Annotated in this window: 1 protein-coding gene and 1 pseudogene; both read left to right on the top strand. The window is 71.4% G+C overall.

Translation table 11 applies throughout. The annotated features are described in order from the left end of the window. Nucleotides 1-355, top strand: a pseudogene (locus VOI19_RS19015) (phenylalanine--tRNA ligase subunit alpha); the annotation flags it as partial. Nucleotides 356-360: 5 nt separating this feature from the next. Further along, a partial coding sequence (locus tag VOI19_RS19010) for a phenylalanine--tRNA ligase subunit beta (RefSeq protein WP_323794496.1) occupies nucleotides 361-1,777 on the top strand: 1,417 nt, incomplete at its 3' end.

Genomic DNA, 1,777 nt, shown 5'->3' with positions numbered 1-1,777 from the left:
ATCTGGCGAGGGCATCACCACCCAGTTCCGGCCGTCGTTCTTCCCCTTCACCGAGCCCAGCGCCGAGGTCGACCTGGTGTGCTTCGTGTGCAGAGGCGCCCAGGAGCTCGACACCGGGGCCGGCCTGGCCCCGTGCCGCACCTGCCGGGGCGAGGGCTGGATCGAGTGGGGCGGCTGCGGTGTGGTCAACCCGCGCGTCCTGCGCGCCTGCGGGGTCGACTCCGAGCGCTACTCGGGCTTCGCCTTCGGCATGGGCATCGACCGCACCCTCATGTTCCGCCACGGTCTCGAGGACCTCCGCGACCTCTTCGAGGGCGACGTCCGGTTCACCACTGCTTTCGGAAGCGAGCTGTAAGAGCGATGAAGGCCCCTGTCTCCTGGATCAAGGAGTACGTCGAGCTTCCCGCCGACGTCACCACCGAAGCCCTCGCCGCGCGGCTGACCGCGCTCGGGCTCAAGCTCGAGGCCATCGAGAGCCCGCGCGACGCGATCACCGGCCCCCTGGTCGTCGGTCGCGTGCTCACCCTCGAGCCAGAGCCGCAGAAGAACGGCAAGACCATCAACTGGTGCACCGTCGACGTCGGCCATCACAACGCTGCCCACGGCACCGGCGAGTCCGGACAAGGGGTGGGCATCGTCTGCGGCGCGCACAACTTCGCCGTCGGCGACCTCGTCGTCTGCGTGCTGCCCGGGGCGGTGCTGCCCGGCAACTTCGCGATCGCTGCCCGCAAGACCTACGGCCACGTCTCGGCCGGGATGATCTGCTCGGCCGCCGAGCTCGGGCTCTCGAGCGACGGCGACGGCATCATCGTCCTGCCCGCCGACGCCGGCGCCCCCGGCGACGACGCCTTTGCGGTCCTCGGGCTCGACGACGACGTCATCGAGTTCGAGATCAACCCCGACCGTGCCTACGCACTGAGCCTGCGCGGCGTGGCCCGCGAGGCAGCGCTGGCCTACTCCGCCGAGGGCGCGACGTTCGCCGACCCGGCCGACCGCGCGGTTCCGGCGAGCAACGCCGACGGTTACCCGGTGGTGCTCGACGACACCGATGGCTGCCCGCTGTTCGTCGCGCGGCTCGTGTCCGGCTTCGACCCGTCCGCGCCGACCCCCGACTTCATCGCCCGGCGACTGACCCAGGCGGGCATGCGCCCGATCAGCCTGGCGGTCGACGTCACCAACTACGTGATGCTCGAGATCGGTCGCCCGATCCACGGCTACGACGCCGACAAGCTCACCGGCACCGTGCGCGTCCGCCGTGCCGCCGCGGGGGAGCGGTTGACGACCCTCGACGGCACCGACCGCGCGCTCGACCCGGGCGACCTCGTCGTCACCGACGACTCCGGGATCATCGGCCTGGGCGGGGTCATGGGCGGGGAGCCCACCGAGATCTCCGAGACCACGACCCGCGTGCTGGTCGAGTCGGCTCACTGGGACGCCACGTCGATGTTCCGCACCGGCAAGCGTCACAAGATCACCTCCGAGGCCGGCAAGCGCAACGAGCGCGGGGTGGACCCGGTCGTCTGCGAGGCCGCGGCCGACCGCGTCGTCGAGCTGCTCACGTCGTACGGCGGTGGCACGGCCGAGCCCGGCGTGACCGTGGTCGGCTCCGTCCCCGACGTGGCGACGATCACCGCGCCGATCGACCTGCCGGCACGCATCAGCGGCATGCCGATCGCGGGGGAGACCACCGTCTCCGCGTTGGAGGGTGTCGGTTGTGCCGTGGAGCGTGACGGCGACACGATCAACGTCACCCCGCCGACCTGGCGTCCCGACGTCA

The organism is Nocardioides sp. (genome assembly GCF_034670285.1).
Classification (GTDB): Bacteria; Actinomycetota; Actinomycetes; order Propionibacteriales; family Nocardioidaceae; genus Nocardioides.
This window is presented reverse-complemented; position numbering and strand designations above follow the sequence as displayed.